General features: G+C 70.0%; 15 protein-coding genes and 1 tRNA gene. 10 read left to right on the top strand and 6 right to left on the bottom strand.

Annotation, left to right across the window (positions count from 1 at the left end):
• Nucleotides 1–97: 97 nt before the first annotated feature.
• Nucleotides 98–1942: a sensor histidine kinase gene (locus C9J87_RS17205; protein WP_107706137.1), complete on the bottom strand. Its 1845-nt coding sequence runs from the start codon at nt 1940–1942 to the stop codon at nt 98–100.
• A gap of 44 nt (nt 1943–1986) precedes the next feature.
• Nucleotides 1987–2628 carry a M15 family metallopeptidase gene (locus C9J87_RS17210; RefSeq protein WP_232820094.1) on the bottom strand — a complete coding sequence of 214 codons (642 nt, stop codon included), beginning with the start codon at nt 2626–2628 and terminating at the stop codon, nt 1987–1989.
• A gap of 338 nt (nt 2629–2966) precedes the next feature.
• Between C9J87_RS17210 and C9J87_RS17215 the strand changes: the two genes are divergently transcribed.
• From C9J87_RS17215 to C9J87_RS17225, 3 genes are read left to right on the top strand one after another with little or no spacing between them, the layout of a single operon-like run.
• Entirely contained in the window at nt 2967–4115 is a 1149-nt protein-coding gene (locus C9J87_RS17215; protein WP_107706139.1) for an acyl-CoA dehydrogenase family protein, read from the top strand.
• On the top strand, nt 4112–4663 hold the full coding sequence (gene thpR, locus C9J87_RS17220) for an RNA 2',3'-cyclic phosphodiesterase (RefSeq protein WP_107706140.1): 552 nt from the start codon (nt 4112–4114) through the stop codon (nt 4661–4663). The genes C9J87_RS17215 and thpR overlap by 4 nt, the downstream gene beginning before the upstream one ends.
• 52 nt (nt 4664–4715) lie before the next feature.
• Nucleotides 4716–5447, top strand: coding sequence for a VIT1/CCC1 transporter family protein (locus C9J87_RS17225; protein ID WP_107706141.1), 732 nt, complete (start codon nt 4716–4718; stop codon nt 5445–5447).
• On the opposite strand, the gene C9J87_RS17230 is transcribed toward C9J87_RS17225, so the two are convergent.
• Entirely contained in the window at nt 5444–6460 is a 1017-nt protein-coding gene (locus C9J87_RS17230; protein WP_198652389.1) for a LacI family DNA-binding transcriptional regulator, read from the bottom strand. The two genes, C9J87_RS17225 and C9J87_RS17230, sit on opposite strands and share 4 nt — an antisense overlap.
• Before the next feature lie 123 nt (nt 6461–6583).
• Between C9J87_RS17230 and C9J87_RS17235 the strand changes: the two genes are divergently transcribed.
• The 4 genes from C9J87_RS17235 (at nt 6584) to C9J87_RS17250 (ending at nt 10913) form a co-directional block, all read left to right on the top strand.
• Nucleotides 6584–7876 (top strand): extracellular solute-binding protein, encoded by a 1293-nt coding sequence (locus C9J87_RS17235; RefSeq protein ID WP_107706143.1) that lies wholly within the window; start codon nt 6584–6586, stop codon nt 7874–7876.
• 83 nt (nt 7877–7959) lie between these two features.
• On the top strand, nt 7960–8907 hold the full coding sequence (locus tag C9J87_RS17240; RefSeq protein WP_198016920.1) for a carbohydrate ABC transporter permease: 948 nt from the start codon (nt 7960–7962) through the stop codon (nt 8905–8907).
• A complete protein-coding gene (locus tag C9J87_RS17245) occupies nt 8907–9806 on the top strand; it encodes a sugar ABC transporter permease (RefSeq protein WP_107706144.1) in 900 nt (299 codons plus the stop codon). The genes C9J87_RS17240 and C9J87_RS17245 overlap by 1 nt, the downstream gene beginning before the upstream one ends.
• Nucleotides 9807–9815: 9 nt before the next feature.
• Nucleotides 9816–10913: an ABC transporter ATP-binding protein gene (locus C9J87_RS17250; RefSeq protein WP_107706145.1), complete on the top strand. Its 1098-nt coding sequence runs from the start codon at nt 9816–9818 to the stop codon at nt 10911–10913.
• 168 nt (nt 10914–11081) lie between these two features.
• On the opposite strand, the gene pntB is transcribed toward C9J87_RS17250, so the two are convergent.
• The 3 genes from pntB to upp form a co-directional block, all read right to left on the bottom strand.
• Nucleotides 11082–12521: a Re/Si-specific NAD(P)(+) transhydrogenase subunit beta gene (gene pntB, locus C9J87_RS17255; RefSeq protein ID WP_010831257.1), complete on the bottom strand. Its 1440-nt coding sequence runs from the start codon at nt 12519–12521 to the stop codon at nt 11082–11084.
• A 4-nt stretch (nt 12522–12525) separates the two neighbouring features.
• Nucleotides 12526–14058, bottom strand: a complete 1533-nt coding sequence (locus C9J87_RS17260) for a Re/Si-specific NAD(P)(+) transhydrogenase subunit alpha (protein ID WP_036489935.1) — start codon at nt 14056–14058, stop codon at nt 12526–12528.
• Between the two features lie 109 nt (nt 14059–14167).
• Entirely contained in the window at nt 14168–14809 is a 642-nt protein-coding gene (gene upp, locus C9J87_RS17265) for a uracil phosphoribosyltransferase (RefSeq protein WP_036489937.1), read from the bottom strand.
• A gap of 99 nt (nt 14810–14908) precedes the next feature.
• Here upp and C9J87_RS17270 point away from each other — a divergent pair, with 99 nt between their 5' ends.
• The 3 genes from C9J87_RS17270 (at nt 14909) to C9J87_RS17280 (ending at nt 16002) form a co-directional block, all read left to right on the top strand.
• Nucleotides 14909–15400 carry a tRNA adenosine deaminase-associated protein gene (locus C9J87_RS17270; RefSeq protein WP_036491817.1) on the top strand — a complete coding sequence of 164 codons (492 nt, stop codon included), beginning with the start codon at nt 14909–14911 and terminating at the stop codon, nt 15398–15400.
• The gene (tadA, locus tag C9J87_RS17275; protein WP_107706146.1) at nt 15397–15858 is read left to right on the top strand and encodes a tRNA adenosine(34) deaminase TadA; all 462 of its coding nucleotides are present in this window, start codon (nt 15397–15399) and stop codon (nt 15856–15858) included. The genes C9J87_RS17270 and tadA overlap by 4 nt, the downstream gene beginning before the upstream one ends.
• A gap of 54 nt (nt 15859–15912) precedes the next feature.
• Nucleotides 15913–16002 (top strand) — tRNA-Ser (locus C9J87_RS17280).
• The last annotated feature ends 12 nt before the right edge of the window (nt 16003–16014 follow it).

A 16014-nucleotide genomic window follows, 5' to 3' on the forward strand; every position in this document is an offset into this window, starting at 1 on the left:
AACAGGTCGAACACACCCCGACGAGGAGTTTGGCCAATCGCCCGACGCGGACACGACGGTGGGCCGGCGACTGCCCCGGGACGCCGCGGAGCCCGGTTCACCAGGTCGTGAGGAGCGCCGGTTGGTCGGCGCGCGGCAGCACGACCACGAAGGTCGCACCGGTCCCCCGCGCCGACTCGACCTCGACGGTCCCGCTGTGCCGGACCACCACCTGGTGCACGATGCTCAGACCCAGGCCGTGGCCGGAACGATCCAGCGCGGCCGGGTCGGAGGAGCGGAAGAACTCGCCGAACAGCAGCGCCTGGTCGCTGGACGAGATCCCGATGCCGTGGTCGCGAACGGTGAGCCGCACCACCTTCCCGTCGCCGAGCACATCCACCTCGACGCGTCCCCCGCGCCGGGAGTACTTCACGGCGTTGTCGAGGAGTCCGCCGATGCAGCGGGACAGCTCGAGCGGGTGTCCCTGCACCGTGCACTCTCCGACGACCGAGAGCGCGATCGTCACGTCGCGGTGCTCAGCCTGAGGAGTCACCTGGGAGATCGCCTCGGTGGTGAGCTCCGCCAGGTCGAGCGTGGCCAGGGTGACGGGGCTCGACACGTCCGCGAGGCGCGAGAGCAGCGCGAGGTCCTGGGCCAGGCTCGAGAGCCGGGCGGTGTTGCGGATCATCGGAACGACGGAGCGCCGGGCGTCCTCGGGCAGGTCCATGTCCTGCAGCAGCTCGAGGTGACCGGACACGAGGGCGAGGGGGTTCTGCAGCTGGCGGGCCACCGTGTCGATCAGGGTGCGCCGGTGGTGGTCGAGTCGGCGCAGCTCAGCCGTCGCGGCCAGCTCCCGCTCGTGGGCCCTCGCGTTGAGGATGGCCCGGCCCAGGTCGTGCGCCACGTCGAGGGCGGCCGAGCTCTCGTCGTCGGTCCACCGGGGTGCGTCCTCGCCGCGGTCCACGGCCAGCAGGCCCAGGATGTCGGGACCGGCGCCGATCGGCACGAGCACGATCTCGCGCAGGCCGCGCGCCGCGACGGGGGCGGTCAGCTCGGCGCGGTACCGCCGGTCGAGCTCGTCGTCGCCCCAGACGTGGTCGCGCTCCACGATCAGGACGGCCTGGCGTCCCCACGCCTCGACGAGCGACGCCTTCAGCGCGGCCCGCACCTGCGGTCCGATCTCGGGCGCCGGCGGTCGCAGCGCCACGACGTCCAAGGTGTCGAACTCGTCGATGGTGTTGATCCACAGCGCCTGCGCCCGGAACGGCTCGCGGCACTGCTTGCGCACGATCCGGAACAGCTCGCGCACGTCCCCCTGCGGCGCGGCCGAGCGGATGACCGCGCGGGCGCCGTTGGCCAACCGGATGCGCTGGGCGAACTCCTCGCGCTCGATCTGGACGAGGACGGTGTGCAGGACGGGCCTGATCACCCGCTCGAAGACCGTGAGCTCCTCGGAGGTCGGGCGCAGCCCGTCTCGCGGCAGGTCGAAGTAGACGAGCGAGCGCAGCCTGCTCCGGTCGTCGTGGACCTGGGCGACGAGCATGTCCTTCGCGTGCCACCGTGCCGGGTCGTCGCTCGGCGGCAGGTCCGGCACGACGCCGTACGGCGACATCCGGTCGAACGCCTCGGCCGTCATGTCCTCGGCCCGGATGAAGGTCAGCACACCGACCTCTCGACCCTGGTCGAGGGCGGGGTACATCGCCGACAGCGGCGAGCCGACCCCGTCGTGCTCGTCGTGGGTGGCGGGGTCGTCGGTCGCGATGGCGACGAACTCCAGCATCTCGTCGCTGCGCAGCACCTCGATGGCGCACACCTCGAAGCCACCGAGCTGGCGAAGGCTGTCGGCGATCTCCGACATCGCCCGGCGCGCGACCGTGTCGCCCCACCCGTGTCGGCGAGGTCGCACGACCTGCGTGTCCGCAGCCGACTCGTGGCTGGCCATCCGGTCCCCCTTCGGGGTCACGATGCCACGGCACCGGCTCTCGTACTCGGTTTTCGCCGAAGGGGTCAGCGGCCGTTCTGGCTGAAGTGCTGGTAGTCCTTCGACTGGTTCCAGTCCCCGCCCCACTCCCAGCCGATCCGCGCGAAGGCCTCGATCACCGGGCCGGCCTCGACGACCATCCCCGGCCGGACCGCCTCGCGGCGCAGATAGGCGCTGGCGAGCTCCGGCAGCACGACCTCTCCCTTGAGGTAGGGGTTCTGGAACGTGTTGACGTCGATCGCCAGGCCGTAGGCGTGCTGGGAGAAGTAGGACGCGCCCGTGCTGGGACGACACACGAACGCCCCGGTCCCGTTGCCGTCGCCCGTGGGGGGCGCCTCGGGGTTGTAGGAGCGGACGACCACGACCTGCTCCTGCGGGAAGCGCTGGCGGTAGAGGGTCCGGAACACGCTGACGAGGTCGTCGGCCACCGTGCGGTGGACGAGCAGCTCGCCGGTATGGCGCTGGGCGTCGAAGCCCCAGAACGTGACCCGGAGCCAGGCCAGGTCGGCCGCGGCGACCGGGCAGCCCTCCTGCCAGGACGAGCGCGCGATCACGCGGCCCGGTGCCGGCGAGACGACCTTCGCGGCGAAGCCCCTGCCCGGGAGCATGGCCACGGTGTCGGGCAGGGTCCAGCGGCGGTTGCGCAGCGCGGGCGGAGTCGGTCGCACCTCGCCGTACCCCGTCGAGGCGCGCGGGAGCTCCCGCGTGCCGAGCCAGACCGGTGGGCGAGAGCCCAGGCCGGTCGCGGGGTCGAGAAGGGTGCCGTCACAGCCGCTGGTTGAGCAGGCCGAGGGACGAGGCCGTGTCGAAACCAAGGACTCGGCGGCCCATGCCAAGGTTTCGACACGCTCGCTTCGCTCGCTGCTCAACCGCCGCCCGGAGTCCGCGCCACAGCCGGCCAGGAGGACGGCCACCGCCAGTGCCACGGCGCATCTCGACGTACGACTGATCACACCGGCACGCTATCCCGGTGCCCCGGCACGAACCCGCGAGTAACATTGCCGGCATGAGCCGAGAGATCTACGACGAGGACCACGAGGCCTTCCGCGCCTCCGTCAAGGAGTTCCTGGACCGCGAGGTCATCCCCCACCTGGACGACTACGCCGAGGGCCACGGGCTCTCGCGCGAGTTCTGGCTGGCCGCCGGCAAGCAGGGCTTCCTGGGCCTGGAGATCCCCGAGCAGTTCGGGGGCTCCGAGGCGGGCGACTACCGCTTCAACGCGGTGCTCACCGAGGAGCTGGCGAAGGTCAACATGACCCTGCCGTCGTGCGTCGGCATCCACGCCGACATCGTCGCGCCCTACCTCGTCCACCTGACCAACGACGAGCAGAAGGCGCGCTGGCTGCCGAAGTTCTGCTCCGGCGAGCTGCTCACCGCGATCGGCATGACCGAGCCCGGCGGCGGCTCCGACCTCGCCAACCTGAAGACCACGGCCGTCCGCGACGGCGACGACTGGATCATCAACGGCTCCAAGACCTTCATCACCAACGGTGGCAGCGCCGACCTCGTCGTCGTCGCCGCGCGCACCAGCCCGGAGAAGAAGGCCAAGGGCATCTCGCTCTTCGGCGTCGACACCTCCCTCGCCGGCTTCTCCGTCGGCCGCGTGCTCGACAAGGTCGGCCAGGACGAGTCCGACACCGCCGAGCTGTCCTTCGAGGACGTCCGCGTCAGCAACGCCGACCTGATCGGCCCGCTCGACACCGGCTTCATCTCGATGATGCAGTTCCTGCCGCAGGAGCGCCTCGGCTCGGCGATCACCAACCTCGCCCACGCCAAGCAGATCCTGGAGGAGACGATCCAGTACGCCAAGGAGCGTCAGGCCTTCGGCCAGCCGATCGGCAACTTCCAGCACAACGCGTTCCTGATGGCCGAGCTCGTCACCCAGATCGAGGTGACCGAGGCGTACGTCGACCAGTGCGTGCTCAAGCACACGCGCGGCGAGCTCTCCGCGGTCGACGCGGCGAAGGCCAAGTGGTGGACCTCGCAGGTCCAGAACGAGGTCCTCGACCACTGCGTCCAGCTGCACGGCGGCTACGGCTACATGAACGAGTACCGCGTCGCCCGCGCCTGGCGCGACGCCCGGGTCTCGAAGATCTGGGCCGGCTCCAACGAGATCATGAAGATGCTGATCGGACGTGACCTCGGCTTCAAGTGAGCCGGCTGTTCGTGGCGGTCGTCCCGCCGGAGGAAGTCGTCGAGCACCTCGACGACTTCCTCTCCGTACGCCGCGGCGCCGGTGAGTTCAGGTGGACGCTGGCCGACCAGTGGCACGTGACGCTCGCGTTCGCCGCCCACGTCCCCGACCGTGCCTTCGACGAGCTGTGCGAACGGCTCGAGGCCGGGGCCGGGCGGCAGGCGACGTACACGACGAAGATCATCGGTGGCGGCGCCTTCCCGCACCCGGACGGCGCCAAGGTGCTCTATGCGGGCCTCGACGGGTCCTTCGACGCCCTCGCCCGGGTGGCGCGCAACGCGGTCTCGACGGCGGGTGCGGCCGTCGACGGGCACACGTTCCACCCGCACGTGACGCTCGCGCGGCTGGGCCGGCCGGCCAACGTGACCAACTGGGTGCGCCTGCTCGACGCCTACTCCGGCCCCGCGTGGGACGTCGAGGAGATCGCCCTGGTGGAGTCGCACCTCGGTGAGGGACCGCGGCGGCGGCCACGCCACGAGGTGCTGGCCACCTTCCCCCTCGGGGCGTAGCCCAGCCTCACCTTCGTTGCGGGCGGGCGGCCCGCGCGGAAGGCTGGGACGCATGTTGGAGATCGGCAGCGACGAAGACCCGCAGCACTGGCACGAGCAGACGGACGCCGCCAACGGCAACCGCCTCAACGCCCTGCGCGCGGCGGTGCTCGGTGCCAACGACGGCATCGTGTCGACCGCCGGCATCGTGATGGGTGTGGCCGGCGCGACCAGCGAGCGGACGACCATCCTGATCGCGGGCGTGGCCGGCCTCGTCGCCGGCGCGATGAGCATGGGCACCGGTGAGTACGTCTCCGTCAGCACCCAGCGCGACTCGGAGAAGTCGATCCTGCGGCTCGAGGCCGAGGAGCTCGAGGCGATGCCCGAGACCGAGCAGCGCGAGCTGGCGCGGATGTACGAGGAGAAGGGCCTCGACCCCGTCCTCGCCTCCGCGGTCGCGGCCCAGCTGACCGCGCACGACGCGCTCGCCGCGCACGCCGACATCGAGTTCGGCATCGACCCCGACGACCTCACCAACCCGTGGCACGCCGCCTGGGCCTCGATGATCGCCTTCACTCTCGGCGCCCTGCTGCCGCTGCTGTGCGTCGTGCTCGCCCCGGCCGACAGCCGGATCGCGGTCACCGTGATCGCCGTCGTGGCCGCGCTGGCGATCACCGGCCTCGTCAGTGCCCGGCTCAGCATCAGCCCGCGCCTGCGCGCCGTCCTGCGCAACGTGGGCGGCGGACTGCTCGCGATGGGCGTGACCTACCTGATCGGCTCCCTCGTCGGGATCGGGATCGACTAGGCGCTGGGCGCGGGACCGCTCGACGAGCGCAGCACCAGCTCGGGCTTGAAGAGGTACTCCTTGAACGGGATCGGCTGCCCGTCGATCGCATCGGCCAGCGCTTGTACGGCGGCCGCGCCCATCCCCTGCACCGGCTGTCGCACCGTGGTGAGCGGCGGGTCGAGGAAGCCCATCAGGTTGGAGTCGTCGAAGCCGATCACCGAGACGTCGCGCGGCACGTGCAGGCCTCGCTCCCGAGCAGCGCGGATCGCGCCGAGGGCCATCAGGTCGGAGGCGCACACCACCGCCGTCGCGCCGCGGTCGTAGAGCGAGTCGGCCGCGGTCGCGCCGCCCTCGACGGTGAACAACCCGTCCTCGATCCAGGCAGCGGCCTCCTTCTCCGAGAGCTTCAGCGTGGAGCGCAGCGCGGCGACGAATCCGGTCCGCTTGCGGGCCGATGGCATGTAGCGGCCGGGACCGGTCGCGAGCCCGATCCTGGTGTGGCCGAGCTGGACGAGGTAGCCGACCGCCAGCGTCATGGCCTCCGCGTCGTCGGTCGACAAGAAGGGCGCTGCCAGACCCTCGGCGTAGCCGTTGACGAACACGACCGGCATCCCGCGGTCGATCAGCAGCTGGTAGCGCTCGTGGTCGCTGGAGGTGTCGGCATGGCGGCCGGACACGAAGATGATGCCGGCGACGCCGTGGTCGAGCAACGACTCGACGTACTCGTCCTCGGAGATGCCACCGGGTGACTGCGTGCAGAGCACGGGGGTGAAACGGCGCCTGGCCAGTGCGTCCTCGATGACCTGCGCGAACGCGGGGAAGATCGGGTTCTCCAGCTCGGGGACCACGAGCCCGACCAGCCCTGCCGAGCGGCGCCGCAGCTTGTGCGGGCGCTCGTAGCCCAGCACGTCGAGCGCGGTGAGGACGGCGGAGCGGGCAGCGTCGCTGACGCCAGGCTTGTCGTTGAGGACGCGGCTGACCGTGGCCTCGCTGACGCCGGCCGACGCGGCGATCTGAGCAAGGGTGGCCATGGCCGTATGTAAGCGCATCGACAGCGATCCTGCAAGGCATTCCATTTCTTGCAACGTCTTGCTAGCCTCCGGTGATCCCCGTCACAGCGGCCCCAGGCCGTGACCCAAGCTCAAGGAGCACAGATGCGCCGCTCAGTGCCCGGCCTCGCCGGCATCGCCGCGCTCGCCCTCGTCCTCGCCGCGTGCGGCAACGACTCGGGCGACAGCAGCAACAACGACAGCGGTTCCAACAGCGACCCGGCCTCGATCGAGGCCGAGCTGACCTGGTGGGACACCTCCGACCCCGACAACGAGGCCCCGGCCTACGACACGTTGATCGAGAAGTTCAACGAGGAGTACCCCGGCGTCACGATCAAGCACGAGACCGTGCCGTTCGACCAGACGCAGAACAAGTTCAAGACCGCCGCCGAGTCCGGCTCCGGCGCTCCCGACATCCTCCGCGCGGAGGTCGCCTGGACTCCCGAGTTCGCGTCGCTGGGCTACCTCTACGCCCTCGACGGCACCGCCGCGCTCGACAACAACTTCGCCGAGACCCCACTGTCCAGCAACGTCTACGACGGCAGCACCTACGGCGTCCCCCAGGTCACCGACACCCTCGGCCTGATGTACAACAAGGCGCTCTTCGAGAAGGCCGGCATCGAGGCCCCGCCGACGACGTGGGACGAGGTCCAGACCGCGGCCGAGGCACTGAAGTCCAAGGCCAAGGTCGACGGCATCTACATCAACTCCGGCGGCTACTTCCTCCTGCCCTTCCTGTACGGCGAGGGCGCGGACATCGTCGACGCGGACGCCGAGAGCATCACCGTGAACAGCCCCGAGGCCGCGGCGGGCATCCAGACCGCCCAGGACCTCGTGAAGTCGGGTGCCGCGGTCAAGCCGGTCGCCAACGACCCCTACGGCACGATGATGACGCTCTTCAAGGAGGGCAAGGTCGGCATGATCATCAACGGCCCGTGGGAGGTCGCCGCCATCGCCGATGACCCGAAGTTCGGTGGTCTCGAGAACCTCGGTGTCGCGCCGGTCCCGGCCGGCTCGGCCGGTCAGGGCGCCCCCGTCGGCGGTCACAACTACGTCGTCTGGTCCGGCATGGACGAGGAGAAGGCCGACGCCGCGACCGCGTTCATCAGCTTCATGAGCTCGGCCGAGTCGGAGGCGTTCATCGCCGACGAGCTGGGCCTGCTGCCCGGCAACGCCGATGCCTACGACCTGGTCAGCAACGAGCGCGTCGCCCTGTGGGCCGACGCCATGGCGGTCGCGCAGCCGCGTCCGTGGATCCCCGAGGGCGGCCAGTTCTTCGCCGCTCTCGACACCATGGGCACCCAGGTGATGATCCAGGACAAGCCGGTCCAGGGAGCGCTCGACGAGGTCGCCGACACCTACAAGAGCGAAGTCGTCCCCGACTACTCGCTCGACTGATCGACGCGGGCGGGGGACGGCTCAGGCGAGCCCTCCCCCGCCCGTGCACCACGCCCCCGACTCACGTGAAGGCAGCGGAGAGCATGCGCAAGAGCTTCGACAAGCACTGGTACGCCTGGGCCATGGTGCTGCCCACCGTGGTGGTCCTCAGCGTCCTCGTCTTCGCACCGCTCGTGCAGGGCGTCTACCAGTCCTTCACCGACGTCAACGAGTCCAACCAGCGCAGCGAGATCTGCAAGAAGACCCTCGGCGGCGACGAGGTGTGCACGCCCAACCCGAAGGCCTCGAAGTTCGTGGGCCTCGACAACTACGTCGACGTCCTCACCGGCGAGCAGGGCCACTTCTGGCTGCAGTTCACCAACACCATCGTGTGGACGGTCGCCTGCGTGACGTTCCACTACGGCCTCGGCCTCGGCCTGGCCGTCATGCTGAACCGAAGATTCAGGGGCCGCAGCTTCTACCGGGTGGCGCTGATCGTGCCGTGGGCGGTGCCGGCCTTCGTGGCCGCCTTCGCCTGGCGCTGGATCTTCGACCAGCAGTTCGGCATCTTCAACGGCGTCCTCAAGGCCGTCGGGATGGACCCGGTCGCCTGGTTCGACCACCGCTGGTCCGCCCTCTTCACCGCCATCTGCGCCAACATCTGGCTCGGCGTGCCGTTCATGATGGTCGCCATCCTCGGCGGTCTGCAGTCGATCAGCGCCGACCTCTACGAGGCGGCGGAGATGGACGGCGCCTCGCCGTGGCAGCGCTTCCGCAACATCACGCTGCCGGGCCTGCGACCGGTCTCCTCGACGGTGATCCTGCTCGGCACCATCTGGACCTTCAACATGTTCCCGATCATCTACTTCGTGACGCGCGGCCAGCCCGCCGGCCAGACCGAGATCCTGGTGACCGGTGCCTACCGCGCCGGGTTCGAGGGCATCCGTGACTACAGCCTCGCGGCGACGTACGGCGTCTTGATCCTGTCGATCCTCATCGTCTATGCGTCGGTCTACAAGCGCATGCTGTCCAAGCAGGGAGAGGTGTTCTGATGAGCTCGATGCCGCCTGCCACCGCGACCGAGACACCGGCCGCGGTCACGCCACCGCGCGTGCGCGGTCGCGAGGACCGCTCGCTGCTCGCCAGCGTCGCCCTGCACGGCACCCTGATCGTCGCGACCTTCATCGCGCTCTTTCCGGTGCTCTGGGTCATGCTCAGCTCGATCAAGCCGGCCAGCGAGATCCGGCGCACGGAGATCTCGCTGTTCGCCAGCCCGACGCTGGAGAACTACCGCAAGGTCCTCTTCGACACGAACTTCCCGCAGTGGTTCCTCAACTCGGTGATCGTCGCGGCCTTCACCATGGTCATCGGGATCGCGATGTCCGCGAGCGCGGGCTATGCCCTGAGCCGCTTCAACTTCCCCGGCAAGCGCGGGCTGATGTGGGTCTTCCTGCTGACGCAGATGTTCCCGGTCGCCATCCTGATCGTGCCGATCTACACGATCATGGCCAACCTCGGCCTGATCGACACCAAGGCGTCGCTCGTCATCGCCTACTGCACGGTGGCCGTCCCCTTCTGCGCCTGGATGCTCCGCGGCTACTTCGACACCATCCCGCGCGAGCTCGACGAGGCGGCGGCCCTCGACGGGCTCGGCCCCTTCGGCACGTTCTACCGCGTGATCCTGCCGCTCGCCCGGCCCGGCCTCGCGGTGACCGCCTTCTACACCTTCCTGACGGCGTGGGGCGAGGTCGCGTACGCCATCGCGTTCATGCAGACCGACGACCACTACACCCTCGGCGCCGGCCTCCAGCAGTTCGTGCCGCAGTTCAGCCCGCGCTGGGACCTGCTCACGGCCGGCGCAGTGCTGATCACGATTCCCGCCGCCATCGTCTTCTTCTTCGCCCAGAAGCACCTCGTCGCCGGCCTGACCGCCGGTGGCACCAAGGGATAAGGAACCCGCATGCCCACCAGCGTCACCTTCGACCAGGCCACCCGCATCTATCCCGGGATGACGACCCCGGCCGTCAGCGCCCTCGACCTCGAGGTCCGACCCGGGGAGTTCCTCGTGCTGGTCGGGCCCTCGGGCTCCGGCAAGTCCACGGCGCTGCGGATGCTCGCAGGGCTCGAGGACGTCAACCAGGGTCGGATCCTGATCGGCGACAAGGACGTGACCCACCTGCGTCCCAAGGACCGCGACATCGCGATGGTGTTCCAGAACTACGCGCTCTACCCGCACATGAGCGTCGCCGAGAACATGGGCTTCGCGCTCAAGATCGCGGGCTCGCCGAAGGCCGACATCGAGGCCCGCGTGCTCGAGGCGGCCAAGATCCTCGACCTCGTCGACTACCTCGACCGCAAGCCCAAGGCACTCTCCGGAGGCCAGCGCCAGCGCGTCGCCATGGGCCGCGCGATCGTGCGCCAGCCCCAGGTCTTCCTGATGGACGAGCCGCTGTCCAACCTCGACGCCAAGCTCCGGGTCTCGACGCGCACGCAGATCGCCTCGCTGCAACGCCGACTCGACACGACCACCGTCTACGTCACCCACGACCAGGTCGAGGCGATGACGATGGGCGACCGCGTCGCCGTGCTCAAGGACGGACTGCTCCAGCAGGTCGACACCCCGCTCGGGCTCTACGACAACCCGACCAACGCGTTCGTCGCCGGCTTCATCGGCTCACCGGCCATGAACCTCGGGACGTTCACCGTGGCCGACGGCCACGCGCTGATCGGCGGAGCGAAGGTCCCGCTCCCGCGCTCGACGGTCGGCGCGATCACGGGCGACCAGGTGCAGGTCGGTTTCCGGCCCGAGGCGCTCGAGCTGTCGTCGGAGACCGATCCGGGCTCGTTCCCGGTCGAGGCGCTGGTCATCGAGGAGCTCGGCTCGGATGCGTTCCTCTACGGCAACCTGATCGGCGACGACCTGCGCGCCGACCACATCGTCGCCCGGATCGCTCCGCGCTCGGTGCCGGCCAAGGGCGCCAAGGTGTGGTTCACGATCGCGCCCGGCCGGATCCACGCCTTCGACGTCGAGACCGGCGACGCGCTGCCGACGGACTGAGCGCGTCGTACGCCGCTGGGTCGGGTTGCGCCGTACGAACCGCTCCAACGCGAGCCGCGAGGCGGCGACGCGAACAGGTGGGGGAAGTCTTGCGCTTCCTGGCCGTTGCAACGGCCAACCTGTGCAGGAGTCCCCGCTTGAGCGGGGACTCCGACAGGGAGGACGCCGTCAGCCCAGCGCGCGCACGATGTCGTCGACGCGCTCCTTGGCGTCGCCGAAGAGCATGCGCGAGTTGTCCTTGAAGAACAGCGGGTTCTGGACGCCGGCGTAGCCGGTCGCCATGGACCGCTTGAAGACGATGACGTCCTTGGCGTGCCAGACCTCGAGCACGGGCATGCCCGCGATCGGGGAGCCCGGCTCCTCCAGGGCAGCCGGGTTGACCGTGTCGTTGGCGCCGATCACGAGCACGACGTCGGTGCCGGCGAAGTCCCCGTTGATCTCGTCCATCTCGAGCACGATGTCGTAGGGCACCTTCGCCTCGGCGAGCAGCACGTTCATGTGCCCGGGCAGGCGGCCGGCGACGGGGTGGATGCCGAAGCGGACGTCGACGCCCTTGTCGCGCAGCTTCTTGGTGAGCTCGGCGACGGGGTACTGCGCCTGCGCGACCGCCATGCCGTAGCCCGGCGTGATGACGACCGACTTCGCGTCGGCGAGCAGCTCCGCGACCTCGTCGGCCTGCACCTCGCGGTGGTCGCCGTAGTCGCGGGCCTCGCCGCTGACGGCGCCGTCGGAGCCGAAGCCACCGGCGATGACGCTGACGAACGAGCGGTTCATCGCCTTGCACATGATGTAGCTCAGGATCGCACCGGAGGAGCCGACGAGGGAGCCGACGATGATCAGCAGGTCGTTGCTCAGCATGAAGCCGGCAGCGGCCGCGGCCCAGCCGGAGTAGGAGTTGAGCATCGACACCACGACGGGCATGTCGCCGCCGCCGATGGCCGCCACGAGGTGGAAGCCGAGCACGAGCGCGAGGACGGTCATGGCGATCAGCGGCACCAGGCCGAGGTTGCCGTCGACGGGCACGAACCACGCGAGCAGCAGCGCGGAGGCGATCAGGATCGCCAGGTTGAGCAGGTGGCGGCCCGGAAGCGCCAGCGGCGTCGACTTCATCTTCGCGCTGAGCTTGAGGTAGGCCACGATCGAGCCGGTGAAGGTCACCGCACCGATGAAGACCCCGAGGAAGACCTCGACGTCGTGGATGGTGGCCAGCGAGCCCTCGAGGTGGTCCTCGGCGAGGTAGGAGTTGAAGCCCACCAGCACGGCGGCGAGACCGACGAAGCTGTGCAGCATCGCCACCAGCTCCGGCATGCCGGTCATCTCGACCGTGCGGGCACGCCGGGCACCGATGGCCGCGCCGACGGCCATGGCCGCCGCGATGAGCCCCAGCGTCACGAGCAGCGGGCGCTGGTCGCCGTACTGGCTGTTGCGGGCCGCCAGCACGAGGGTGGCGCCGAGCGCCAGCGCCATGCCGGTCATGCCGAACGTGTTGCCGCGGCGCGCGGTCTCGTGCTTGGAGAGTCCCGCCAGGGCGAGGATGAACAGGATCGCCGCGCCGATGTAGGCGGCCTGGATCAGGCCGGGCAGCAGCGGGGAGGTCAGGAAGTCCATGCGTTCAGTCCTTCCGGAACATCTGGAGCATGCGTGCGGTCACCAGGAAGCCACCGAAGATGTTGATGCTCGCGACGAGTACGGCGACGAGCGCCAGCACAGTCACCGCGAGGTTGTCACTGCCGACCTGCAGGATGCCGCCGACCAGGATGATCCCGGAGATGGCATTGGTCTCGGCCATCAGTGGCGTGTGCAGGGCGTGCGCCACGTTGGAGATGACGTAGTAGCCCACGAAGATCGCCAGCGCGAAGACGGTGAAGTGCCCCAGGAAGCTCGGCGGGGCATAGGCCGCGGCGAGCGCGAACAGGACGGCTCCGAGCGCCGCCGCGAAGAACTTGCGGCGCGGGTCGATCGGCTTCTTGGGCTCGGGCTCGGGCCGGGTGACCGGCGCGACGGGCGCTGCCGGGGCAGCGCTCACCTGCACGGGCGGCGGCGGCCACAGCGACTCGCCGTCCTGGGTGACGGTGATGCCGCGCTGCACGACGTCCTCGTGGTCGAGTACCAGCTCGCCGTCCTTGCCGGGGGTGAGCAGCTTGAACAGGTTGACGATGTTGGTGCCGTAGAGCTGGCTGGTCTGGGCGGCGAGGCGGCTGGCCAGGTCGGTGTAGCCGAGGATCGTGACGAGGTTGTCGGTGACGACGCGCTCGTCGGCCTGGGTCAGCGCGACGTTGCCGCCGTTGGCCGCGGCCATGTCGACCAGGACCGAGCCCGCGCGCATGCCGGCGACGGTCTCGGCGGTGATCAGCTGGGGCGCGGGGCGGCCGGGGATCAGCGCGGTGGTGATGACGATGTCGGCGTTGCGCGCCTCCTCGTCGTACATCGCGGCGGTCGCCGCCTCCTGCTCGGCGGTCATCTCCTTGGCGTAGCCGTCGGAGGAGACCTCCTGCTCCATGTCGACGCGGACGAACTCGCCGCCCATCGACTCGACCTGCTCGGCAACCTCGGGGCGTACGTCGAAGGCGCGGACGATCGCACCCATCGCGCCCGCTGCGCCGATGGCGGCGAGACCGGCGACCCCGGCACCGACGACGAAGACCCGCGCGGGCGGGACCTTGCCGGCAGCGGTGACCTGGCCGGTGAACTGGCGGCCGAACTCGTGGGCCGCCTCGATCACCGCGCGGTAGCCCGCGACGTTGGCCATGCTGGACAGCACGTCCATCGCCTGGGCGCGCGAGATGCGTGGGACCGCATCCATCGCCAGACCGGTGACGCGCTGCGCCTGCAGCTGCTCGATCAGCTTGGGGCTGCGGCCCGGTGCCATCAGCGACACGATCGTCGCGCCCTGGCGCAGGCGCCAGATCTCGTCGGCCGTCGGGGCGTTGACCTTGATCACGATGTCGCTGGCCCACACCTCGTCCGCGTCGGTGACCCGGATGCCTGCCTCGGTGAACGCGGCGTCGGTCTGGTCGGCGGCGACGCCCGCACCTGACTCGACCACGACGTCATAACCGAGCGACTCGAGCTGAGCGGCGGTGATGGTGGTGGCAGCCACGAGGGTCTCTCCCTGACGGGACTCGCGGGGGATGCCGATACGCACAGTTGCCTCCTTGGGGGCGGCTGGACTGTCCGGAAACCTACACGGGCTGTGCGTTCGTGAGCCCCAGTCTCAGGTGGCGTGCATCACGCTGCCGGGGAGCACCGCAGGGTCAGTGGGCCACGCCATAGAGGCGGTCGCCGGCATCACCGAGGCCGGGCACGATGTAGCCCTTCTCGTTGAGCCGCTCGTCGAGGGCCGCGGTCACCACGGTCACCGGGACGTCGAGGCCCTCGAGCCCGGCCTCGAGGTTGGCCAGGCCCTCCGGGGCGACGAGCAGGCAGATGGCGGTGATGTCGTCGGCGCCGCGGTCGGTGAGGAAGCGGATCGCCGCGGCCAGCGTGCCGCCGGTGGCCAGCATCGGGTCGAGGACGTAGCACTGGCGCCCGGACAGGTCCTCGGGCAGGCGTTCGGCGTACGTCGACGCCTCGAGTGTCTCCTCGTTGCGCACCATGCCCAGGAAGCCCACCTCGGCGGTCGGCAACAGCCGCATCATCCCGTCGAGCATGCCCAGCCCGGCGCGCAGGATCGGCACGACCAGCGGCTTGGGGCTGGCCAGCTTGACGCCGGTCGCGGGGGCGACGGGGGTGTTGATGGTGTGCTCGACGACGCGCACCTCGCGGGTGGCTTCGTAGGCGAGCAGGGTCACGAGCTCGTCGGTCAGCCGACGGAAGGTCGGCGAGTCCGTCTCGACGTCACGGAGCGTGGTCAGCTTGTGGGAGACCAGCGGGTGGTCGACGACGTGCGTGCGCATGGACCGCACCCTAGTAGCCCGCGGGGACACAGGGTTTCCTCCTCGCGGTGGATCTGCGACGCTGGGGGTGACGGAGGTGCTCTCGTGGAGGGATTCACCATGGACGACCAGCTCGACAGTGTCGACTTCGCGCTGGCCGCCTACCGGGACGACGGCGGGTGGCAGGTGCAGGACATCGCCTCGCCGGCCTACGAGTCGGTCGAGTCGCTCAGCGCCGCGCTGCGGCGCCTGCCCGGCGACGAGGGCGCGGTGGGACTGATCGCCGTCGACGAGGACTTCTTCGTGATCGTGCGCGTGGACGGTCCCTCGACCCGCGTCCTCCTCAGCGACATCACGGCCGCCGAGGAGTGGGACCTGGCCCAGTCGGCGCTCGAGTTCCTCGGCCTGCCGCCGTTCGTCGACCTCGAGGACGACGACGTGGCCCCCGCGGGCGACCTCGACCTGCTCGCCGACCTCGGCATGCACGCCATGGACATGGGGGTGCTGATCGACGACGACGACCTCTATCCCGACGAGATGCTCTCCGAGGTCGCGCGTGCCCTCGGGTTCGGCGAGCTCTTCGACGACCTCGTCGGGCTCACCTCTGCATGACCGCGCCCGACCAGTGGCTCGAGCCGATGCGGCTCGCGCTCGCCGAAGCCCGCGCCGCCCTGGCCACCGACGACGTGCCCGTGGGTGCCGTGGTCATCTCCCCCACCGGTGAGCTGATCGGGGTCGGGCACAACATCCGCGAGCTCGACCACGACCCCACCGGCCACGCCGAGGTCGTCGCCCTCCGCGGAGCGGCCGTCGCGCTCGGCTCCTGGCGGCTGACCGGCTGCACCCTCGTCGTGACCCTCGAGCCGTGCACGATGTGCGCCGGTGCGGCCGTACTCGCCCGCGTGGAGCGCATCGTGTTCGGCGCCTTCGACGAGAAGGCAGGCGCCGTCGGGTCGCTGTGGGACGTCGTGCGCGACCGCCGGCTCAACCACCGGCCCGAAGTCGTCGCCGGGGTGCTCGCGGACGAGTCGGCGGCCCTGCTCGACGGGTTCTTCGCGCAGCATCGCTGATCCCCGGGGCATCCGATTTCATCGCCCCCGCCCGTCTCCGGTAACCTTCCCCGCGGTGGCGTGTCCGAGCGGCCGAAGGTGCAACACTCGAAATGTTGTGTGGGGTCAAACCCACCGTGGGTTCAAATCCCACCGCCACCGCCAGTACCAAACAGC

Source organism: Nocardioides allogilvus, assembly GCF_003047285.1.
In the GTDB taxonomy this organism is placed as follows: Bacteria; Actinomycetota; Actinomycetes; order Propionibacteriales; family Nocardioidaceae; genus Nocardioides; species Nocardioides allogilvus.

Excerpts from the sequence above, each read along its gene's own strand:
- C9J87_RS17235 (WP_107706143.1), top strand. The coding sequence starts at position 6,584 with ATGCGCCGCTCAGTGCCCGGCCTCGCCGGCATCGCCGCGCTCGCCCTC.
- tadA (WP_107706146.1), top strand. The coding sequence starts at position 15,397 with ATGACCGCGCCCGACCAGTGGCTCGAGCCGATGCGGCTCGCGCTCGCC.
- C9J87_RS17230 (WP_198652389.1), bottom strand. The coding sequence starts at position 6,460 with ATGGCCACCCTTGCTCAGATCGCCGCGTCGGCCGGCGTCAGCGAGGCC.
- C9J87_RS17215 (WP_107706139.1), top strand. The coding sequence starts at position 2,967 with ATGAGCCGAGAGATCTACGACGAGGACCACGAGGCCTTCCGCGCCTCC.
- pntB (WP_010831257.1), bottom strand. The coding sequence starts at position 12,521 with ATGGACTTCCTGACCTCCCCGCTGCTGCCCGGCCTGATCCAGGCCGCC.
- C9J87_RS17245 (WP_107706144.1), top strand. The coding sequence starts at position 8,907 with ATGAGCTCGATGCCGCCTGCCACCGCGACCGAGACACCGGCCGCGGTC.
- C9J87_RS17225 (WP_107706141.1), top strand. The coding sequence starts at position 4,716 with ATGTTGGAGATCGGCAGCGACGAAGACCCGCAGCACTGGCACGAGCAG.
- C9J87_RS17270 (WP_036491817.1), top strand. The coding sequence starts at position 14,909 with ATGGACGACCAGCTCGACAGTGTCGACTTCGCGCTGGCCGCCTACCGG.
- upp (WP_036489937.1), bottom strand. The coding sequence starts at position 14,809 with ATGCGCACGCACGTCGTCGACCACCCGCTGGTCTCCCACAAGCTGACC.
- C9J87_RS17240 (WP_198016920.1), top strand. The coding sequence starts at position 7,960 with ATGCGCAAGAGCTTCGACAAGCACTGGTACGCCTGGGCCATGGTGCTG.
- C9J87_RS17250 (WP_107706145.1), top strand. The coding sequence starts at position 9,816 with ATGCCCACCAGCGTCACCTTCGACCAGGCCACCCGCATCTATCCCGGG.